General features: G+C 73.6%; 6 protein-coding genes. 4 read left to right on the forward strand and 2 right to left on the reverse strand.

Annotated elements, in window-relative coordinates; translation table 11 throughout:
• Window positions 1–91: 91 nt before the first annotated feature.
• On the reverse strand, window positions 92–889 hold the full coding sequence (locus AB0N03_RS51590) for a hypothetical protein (RefSeq protein ID WP_364388823.1): 798 nt from the start codon (window positions 887–889) through the stop codon (window positions 92–94).
• A 100-nt stretch (window positions 890–989) separates the two neighbouring features.
• Between AB0N03_RS51590 and AB0N03_RS51595 the strand changes: the two genes are divergently transcribed.
• Together AB0N03_RS51595 and AB0N03_RS51600 are read left to right on the forward strand one after the other, a co-directional pair.
• On the forward strand, window positions 990–2387 hold the full coding sequence (locus AB0N03_RS51595; RefSeq protein ID WP_364388825.1) for an ATP-binding protein: 1398 nt from the start codon (window positions 990–992) through the stop codon (window positions 2385–2387).
• Window positions 2384–4348 carry a VWA domain-containing protein gene (locus AB0N03_RS51600; protein WP_364388827.1) on the forward strand — a complete coding sequence of 655 codons (1965 nt, stop codon included), beginning with the start codon at window positions 2384–2386 and terminating at the stop codon, window positions 4346–4348. The genes AB0N03_RS51595 and AB0N03_RS51600 overlap by 4 nt, the downstream gene beginning before the upstream one ends.
• A gap of 104 nt (window positions 4349–4452) precedes the next feature.
• Here the strand turns inward: AB0N03_RS51600 and AB0N03_RS51605 are convergent, their stop codons facing one another.
• Window positions 4453–5802, reverse strand: coding sequence for a hypothetical protein (locus AB0N03_RS51605; protein ID WP_364388829.1), 1350 nt, complete (start codon window positions 5800–5802; stop codon window positions 4453–4455).
• Window positions 5803–5930: 128 nt separating this feature from the next.
• On the opposite strand from AB0N03_RS51605, the gene AB0N03_RS51610 reads away from it, so the two are divergent.
• On the forward strand, window positions 5931–6689 hold the full coding sequence (locus AB0N03_RS51610) for a MerR family transcriptional regulator (RefSeq protein ID WP_364388832.1): 759 nt from the start codon (window positions 5931–5933) through the stop codon (window positions 6687–6689).
• 71 nt (window positions 6690–6760) lie between these two features.
• Window positions 6761–7999: a cysteine--1-D-myo-inosityl 2-amino-2-deoxy-alpha-D-glucopyranoside ligase gene (gene mshC, locus AB0N03_RS51615; protein WP_364388834.1), complete on the forward strand. Its 1239-nt coding sequence runs from the start codon at window positions 6761–6763 to the stop codon at window positions 7997–7999.
• The last annotated feature ends 82 nt before the right edge of the window (window positions 8000–8081 follow it).

The following is an 8081-nucleotide window of genomic DNA, read 5'->3' on the forward strand; positions in this document are numbered from 1 at the left end:
GCCCCAAGGTGGCCTTCGGTGCGTTGAACGCACCCAAGGGGCCCTTCGGTGCGTTCAACGCAACCAAGGCCACCTTGGGGCGCTGGAGACCTCAGCCCTCGCGGGCCGTCTGCTCCGCGAACACCCGCACCGCCTCGTTGACCGCCGCGCACCGGGCGGTCCGCACCGCCTCCGACAGCGGCCGCAGCGCCTGGGCCCGCAGCGACGAAGCCGAAGCCGACAGCGCTCCACCCGGGTCGTCGGACGACGCGATCGCCAGGATCGCCGCGATCTCCTCCGCCCGCTGCAGCACCCGCAACGCCCGCCCCGGCGTGCCCGCCGGCCAGTCGACGTCCGGGCGGGACCGCAGGTGCGCCGACAGTTCCGCGCGCACCCCCGGCCGGTCGGAAGCCACGTCCAGCGCCTGCAGCGCCCCCGCGCTGTTGCGGATCGCGTCCGTCAGCCCGTGCTCGGCTTCGCTGAGCCCGACGTACTCGGGCGCGGCCGCCGAGGGCAGCGAGAAGACCGTCCAGCGCACCAGACCCTCGGCGATCGGCTGCGGCACCAGCCCGAAACCGAGCTCCGGGAGGACCACCGCGTCGCCCGCGCGCAGCGCCGCCTCCGCGAACGGGCCGCCGCCGCCGAGGCCGCGGACGTCGCCCGGGACCGGGAGCAGCAGCCACATGCTTTTCGCTCCTTGCGAACGCAAGGCCATGAGCAGCTGGACCGGGGTGGCCGCGCGGTTGAAGGCCAGCGGCAGCGTGAACGCCTCCGCGGCGGCCGCATCGGCTGCCACGACGTCGTGGGCTTCACCCCACGCGAGCAGGGCGTCGAGGACATCGTCGGACGCGGCGGCTCCGTTCAGCCACGCGGCGGACCAGACGGCGAAGGTCGCACTGGGACGGCACACGACGCCCTATTTTACCGGCCCGCCCCCAACCGCGGCAGCGCGCCCACGCTGGAGTCGCTCCACATCGACGCACCGGCGATCCGGCAGTAGCGTCGAACGGGTGAACGCAGTTCCAGACGCTCTTCCCCGCACCGCCGGGGCCCTGCGCGCGGCCGGGTACGAGCCGCGGCCCATCGCGCAAGAGATCCACGACAACCTCCTCGACGCCCTCAGGACGGGCGAAGACGCCTGGCCCGGCATCGTCGGGTTCTCCCGCACCGTGCTGCCGCAGCTCGAACGCGCGCTGCTGGCCGGCCACGACGTCGTCCTGCTCGGCGAACGCGGCCAGGGCAAGACCCGCCTGCTCCGCACCCTCGCCGGCCTGCTCGACGAGTGGACGCCCGTCATCGAGGGCTCCGAGCTGGGCGAACACCCGTTGCAGCCGATCACGCCCGCGTCGATCCGGCGCGCCGCCGAGCTCGGTGACGAGCTGCCGGTCGCCTGGCGCCACCGCTCCGAGCGCTACACCGAAAAGCTCGCCACGCCGGACACCTCCGTCGGCGACCTGATCGGCGACGTCGACCCGGTGAAGGTCGCCGAAGGCCGCAGCCTGGGCGACCCCGAGACCATCCACTTCGGGCTGGTCCCGCGCGCCCACCGCGGCATCGTCGCCATCAACGAGCTGCCCGACCTCGCCGAACGCATCCAGGTCGCCCTGCTCAACGTGATGGAGGAGCGCGACATCCAGGTCCGCGGCTACACGCTGCGGCTGCCCCTGGACGTCCTGCTCGTCGCGACCGCGAACCCCGAGGACTACACCAACCGCGGCCGGATCATCACCCCGCTCAAGGACCGCTTCGGCGCCGAGATCCGCACCCATTACCCGCTCGACGTCGAGTCGGAGGTGGCCGTCGTCCGGCAGGAGGCGCACCTCGTCGCCGAGGTCGGCGAGCCGCTGCTGGAGATCATCGCCCGGTTCGTCCGGAACCTCCGGGAATCACCCGCCGTCGACCAGCGCTCCGGCGTGTCGGCGCGGTTCGCCGTCGCGGCGGCCGAGACCGTGGCGGCCGCGGCTCTGCGCCGCTCGGCGCTGACCGGCGAGGAACCCGCCGTGGCCCGGCCGGTCGACCTCGACGCCGTGCCGTCGGTGTTGCGCGGCAAGATCGAGTTCGAGGCGGGCGAGGAAGGCCGCGAAATCGAGCACCTCGTGCACCTGCTGCGCCGCGCGGTCGCCGAGACCGCCCGCGAGCGGTTCGCCGGGCTCGACCTGCGGCCGCTGGCCGACGCCGTCGCCGAGGGACACCTGGTCGCCACCGGCGAGCGCGTGCCGGGCGAGGACGTCCTCAAGGCGCTGCCGGAGCTTCCGGTGCTGCACGAGGTCGCCCGGCGGGCCGGCGTCTCTCCGGACGAACCGGCCGGCCGGATCGCGGCCGCCGTCGAACTCGCCCTCGAATCGCTGTTCCTGGCCCGAAGGCTGGCCAAGGACTCCGACGACGCGACGACCGTCTACGGCCGATGACCGCGGTCCCGCTTCCCGACGGCTACTCCTACGGCCCGTGGCACGACGGGCCGGACCCGCTCGCGCCGCCGGCCGACCTGCGTGACGCGCTCGACGAGATCGGCCGCGAGGTCATGGCCGGGTCGTCGCCGCGGTCCGCGCTGGAGGAGCTGCTCCGGCGCGGCACCGAACGCACGTCGGGCCTGGACGAGCTGACCCGGCGTCTCTGGCAGCGCCGGTCGCAGATCCAGCGGCGCAACAACCTCGACGGCACCCTGCAGGAGGTCCAGCGCCTGCTGAGCGAAGCGCTCGACGCCGAACGCCGGGAGCTGTTCCCGGACCCGGACGACGAGGCGCGCTTCCGCGAAGCCCAGCTGGACGCGCTGCCGTCGGGCACCGCCGCGGCCGTCAACGAGCTCTCCGAGTACGACTGGCGGTCGGAGCAGGGCCGGGAGAACTACCAGCAGATCCGCGACCTGCTCGGCCAGGAGCTGATGGAGTCGCGCTTCCAGGGCATGAAGCAGGCGCTGCAGAACGCCGGCCCGGAGGACGTCGAGCGGATCAACGAGATGCTCTCCGACCTCAACGATCTCCTGGCCGCGCACGCCCAGGGCGCCGAGGACATCCAGGAGCGGTTCGACGACTTCATGGCCAAGCACGGCGAGTTCTTCCCGGAGAACCCGCGCACCGTCGAAGAGCTGATCGACGCGCTCGCCGAACGGTCCGCCGCGGCCCAGCGGATGCTCAACTCGATGTCGGCCGAGCAGCGGGCCGAACTGGCCGAGCTGTCCCAGCAGGCGTTCGGCGACCCGCGTCTCGCGCAGCAGCTGTCCCAATTGGACAGTCAGCTGCGGGCCGCGCGGCCGGGCGAGGACTGGACGGGCTCGGAGCGCTTCCGCGGCAAGAACCCGCTGGGCATGGGCGAAGGGGCCCAGGCGATGGCGGATCTCGCCGAGCTGGACGCGCTGGCCGAGCAGCTCGGCCAGTCCTACCCCGGGGCGCGGCTGGAGGACATCGACCTGGAGTCGCTCGAACGCCAGCTCGGCAAGGACGCCGGCGTCGACGCGCGGCGACTGTCCGAACTGGAGCGTGAGCTGCGCCGCCAGGGCCTGTTCGAGCGGGCCGCCGACGGGACGCTCCGGTTGTCACCCAAGGCGTTGCGGCGCCTGGGCGAGACGGCGCTGTCGGACGTCGTGAACGCGTTGCGCGGCAAGACGGGTGATCGCGAGACCGAGTCGGCGGGCGCGGCCGGCGAGCCCACCGGCGCGTCGCGGCCGTGGCGGTTCGGGGACATGCAGCCCTGGGACGTGCCGCGGACGATCCGCAACGCCGTGCTGCGGTCGGTGTCGGTGGGGGAGAGCGCGGTCCGCCTCGACGTCGAGGACGTCGAAGTGGTCGAGACCGAGCACCGGTCCCGCGCGGCGGTGGCGCTGCTGGTCGACACGTCGTGGTCGATGGTCCAGGAGGGCCGCTGGCTGCCGATGAAGCGCACGGCGCTCGCGCTGCACCAGCTGATCAGCACGCGCTTCCGCAACGACGCGCTGCAGCTGATCACCTTCGGGCGCCACGCGATGTCCGTGGAGCTGCCGGAGCTGATCGGGCTGGAGGGCGCGTGGGAGCAGGGCACCAACGCCCACCACGCGCTGCTGCTGGCCGGGCAGCACCTACGCCGGCACCCGGACGCCCAGCCGGTGGTGCTGATGGTCACCGACGGCGAGCCGACGGCGCACCTGGAACCGGATGGTGAGGCGGTTTTCGACTACCCGCCGCAACCGAGGACCCTCCACAAGACACTGTCCGAAGTGGACCGCCTGGCCAAGCTGGGCGCCTCGGTGACGGTGTTCCGCCTCGGCGACGACCCACGGCTGACGGCGTTCGTGGACGTCATCGCCCGCCGCTCGGGTGGCCGGGTGGTCGCCCCGGACCTGGACGGTCTGGGTGCCGCGGTGGTCGGGGATTACCTGCGTACCCGGCGTCGCTGACCCGCGGCCGGCGGGTGCGGCGGGGGAACTTGCTCGCCCGCCCGGCGAAGGGTGTCGTGGTGGTTGGTCGGCCACCACCGCGCGTTCCGCGTCGCCGAACCCCGTCAGCCGGCCCGGCGAACCCGCTCGCCCGCCCGGTGAAGGCACCGCGCGGCGAGGGCGGTGTCCTCGTGCCCGGCGGGCAGGTACGCGTGGTGGTCCGCGAGCACCTCACGGCCGAGCGCGCGGGCCTGTGCGAACGCGCCCGCCTCGGCCAGCAGCTCGACCGAGCGGCGCCGCAGCCGCAGGATCCGGGCGAGCCGCGGGGCGAGCGCGGCCGACGGCAGCGCGCGGAAGTGGCGCCACAGCGCGGCGGAGTGGCCGACGAGGGCCACTGCCGGGTCGCCCGCCTCGACCACGTCGAACGCCCGGTCCAGGGCCGGCGCGAGCCGCTCCTCCGCGTGCAGCCGGCCGAGCACCGCCCGCTGGGTCAGCCGGTGCATCACGACCACGCCCCCGCGGACGTCGAACTCCGCGAGGGACGCTCCGGCGAGACCGGCGAGCGCCGCGTCGACCGCCACCGGGTCCGGTCCCACGCGGTGCACCAGCTCGCGGCGCGTGCCCCGCGAAGCGAGCACCGCGAGCAGTTCGGCGACGATCAGGGCCCGGCTGTCCCGGGCCGCCACCATCCGCAGCGCGGCGAGCGTCGTGTCCTCCACGCAGGCCGGGTGGACCTCGCCCGGGTCCCGTTCCAACGGGGGCGTGTGCGGCAGCCGGTCGAGGTAGCCCGCGAAGCCCTGCCGCCGGATCACCGCACCCGCCTGGGCCAGCGCGAACGGCAGGCAGACCAGCTCCCGCACGACGTCCGCGGTGGCGTCGTCGGTTCCCCGGCCCGCTCGCGCGCCGAGGAACCGGATCGCTTCGGCCTCGTCGAACCCGCCGACCGGGACCGTGCCGCCGAGGACCTCGAAGTCCGGCACGGTGGTCGTGACGAGCACCCGGGCGCGGGCGGGCAGCCAGCGGTTGAGCGCGTCCGGGTCGGTCGCGCCGTCGAAGACCACGACCGCGCCCTCGAGACTGTTCAACCACGCCAAGCCCGCGCGGGCGGCCGATTCGGCGTCGGGGCCGACCGGCCCGGCCAGCTCCGCGTACGCCAGGAGGGCGTTCGCCGGGTCTTCCGCCGCGACCCAGACCACGGGGGAGCGGCTGCCACGGGCGAACGCGGCGGCCAGGTGGGTCTTGCCGACGCCGCTTCCGCCGTGCAGGACGCAGAACCGGCCCGACTCGAAGGTCTCCTCGATCCGCGCCAGCAGCGCGCCGCGGTCCACAGCGGACAGTGGCTCCCGGGGAAGGTCGCGGGGCACCGTCCGGGGCTCGGGAACCGACCGTGCCCGGCGCGGGCGCAGGTACAGGACGAGCGCCGTGACCAGGGCGATCACCGCACCCGCGATGCCCACCGCGACCTCCGTGCTCATCGGGCCAGGCTAACCGCGCTCGCCGCGGCGCGACGGCTACGGAAGGGTGACGCTTGACCCTGACGTCGCGTGAGGTACCACCGTGGTCACCGCAAGGGCCGCACGGCCGGAGAGGAAAGGGGGAACCGATGGGGCATCCCGTGGGCAAGGTCGCCGCACTGGCCAGGATCACCGTCCGGACGCTGCACCACTACGACGAGATCGGCCTGCTCAGCCCGAGCGGGCGGACGAGCTCGGGCTACCGCAGCTACGACGACGACGATCTCGACCGGCTGCAGCGCATCCTGTTCTACCGGGAGCTCGGGTTCCCCCTCGAGACGATCGCGACCCTCGTCGACGACCCGGGCACCGACGCCGGCGCGCACCTGAAGAGGCAGCGGGAGCTGCTGGTGGCGCGCATCGGCGAGCTCGGGCGGATGGTCGCGGCCGTCGATCGCGCGATGGAGGCGAGAGCCATGGGCAACGCATTGACGTCCGAGGAGAAGTTCGAAGTGTTCGGCGGGTTCCGCGAGCCGGACGGCTACGCGGAAGAGGCCGCGCGGCGGTGGGGCGACACGCCCGAGTGGCAGGGCGCGACCCCACCGTCCAAGGAGGACCTGGCGGCCGGGGAAGCGGCCCGCCGGGAGTGGGTGCGCCGGCTGACCGCGCTGCGGGACGCGGGCGGCGCGCCGGACGGCACCGAGGCGATGGACCTCGCCGAGGAGCACCGGGCGATGCTCGCCAAGGTCATGGGCGAGTGCTCGGACGAGACGCAGCGGCGGATCGGCGAGCTGTACGTCACCGAGCCGGTGCAGCTCGGGTTCCTCGTCCGGGAGGACGAGCAGCGGCCGGGCGTCGGGGCGTTCGTCCGCGACGCCATCGTGGCGAACGTCGCACGCCGGCAGTAACCGCTGCTCCACGTGGGGGAGCAGTCCCACCGGGCGGGAGGGTGGCGGGGGCAGCGCTTACAGTCGAGGGTATGCAGACTTGGTCATCGGTCGACGTGCCCCGCATCCCCGGCACCCCCCGCCCGCTGCGGCTCCACGACACCGCCACCGGGCAGATCCGCCCGACCGCACCCGGCGCCACCGCCCGGATGTACGTCTGCGGCATCACGCCCTACGACGCGACGCATCTGGGGCACGCCGCGACGTACCTGGCCTTCGACCTGGTGAACCGCGTGTGGCGGGACAACGGGCACGACGTCCACTACGTGCAGAACGTGACGGACATCGACGAGCCGCTGCTCGAGCGCGCCCAGCGGGATCAGGACGACTGGGTCGTGCTGGGCATGCGCGAGACCGCGCTGTTCCGCGAGGACATGACCGCGCTGCGCGTCCTCCCGCCGAAGCAGTTCGTCGGTGCGGTGGAGAGTATCCCCGAGATCGTCGAGGTCATCGCGAAGCTGCTCGCGGGCGGCGCCGCCTACCGGGCGGACGACCCGGAGTTCCCGGACATCTACTTCGATCACACGGCGACCGGCAAGTTCGGCTACGAGTCGAACTACGACGAGCCGACCATGACCAAGTTCTTCGCCGAGCGCGGTGGTGACCCCGACCGCGCCGGCAAGCGCCACCCGCTGGACGCGCTGCTGTGGCGCGTGGCCCGAGAGGGCGAGCCGTCGTGGGAGTCGGAGCTGGGCGCGGGCCGCCCGGGCTGGCACATCGAGTGCAGCGCGATCGCGGTCAACCGCCTCGGCCTCGGGTTCGACCTCCAGGGCGGCGGCTCCGACCTGATCTTCCCGCACCACGAGTACAGCGCGGCGCACGCTGAGGCCGTCGCCAAGGACGGGCCGTTCGCCCGCCACTACGTGCACGCCGGGATGATCGGCCTCGACGGCGAGAAGATGTCGAAGTCGCGCGGAAACTTGGTGTTCGTCTCGCGGCTGCGCGCCGACCAGGTCGACCCGGGCGCGATCCGGCTGGCGCTGTTCGCGGGCCACTACCGCGAGGACCGGCCGTGGTCGGCCGATCTGCTGACCGGGGCGGAGAGCCGCCTGGCCCGCTGGCGGGAAGCCGTCGCACTGCCCACCGGCCCGTCCGCGGAGGACACGATCTCCCGGCTGCGCGACCACCTCTCCGACGACCTCGACACACCGAAGGCCCTGGCGGCGATCGACGCGTGGGCGAGCGAGGCCCTGCGCCGCGACGGCACGGACCCGGCGGCACCCGGCCTGATCCGCATCGCCGTCGACGCCCTCCTCGGCATCACCCTCTGACATACAGTGGCGGAGCTTTCACGTGAAATCTCCGCCACCGTATAAAGGCCGATAAAGCCCCGGGGGGGGGGGGGGGCCGCAC

It is taken from the genome of Amycolatopsis sp. NPDC051061, assembly GCF_040682935.1.
Lineage (GTDB): Bacteria > Actinomycetota > Actinomycetes > Mycobacteriales > Pseudonocardiaceae > Amycolatopsis.

Coding starts and splice junctions, on each gene's coding strand:
- AB0N03_RS51600 (WP_364388827.1), top strand. CDS start 2,384: ATGACCGCGGTCCCGCTTCCCGACGGCTACTCCTACGGCCCGTGGCAC.
- AB0N03_RS51605 (WP_364388829.1), bottom strand. CDS start 5,802: ATGAGCACGGAGGTCGCGGTGGGCATCGCGGGTGCGGTGATCGCCCTG.
- AB0N03_RS51610 (WP_364388832.1), top strand. CDS start 5,931: ATGGGGCATCCCGTGGGCAAGGTCGCCGCACTGGCCAGGATCACCGTC.
- mshC (WP_364388834.1), top strand. CDS start 6,761: ATGCAGACTTGGTCATCGGTCGACGTGCCCCGCATCCCCGGCACCCCC.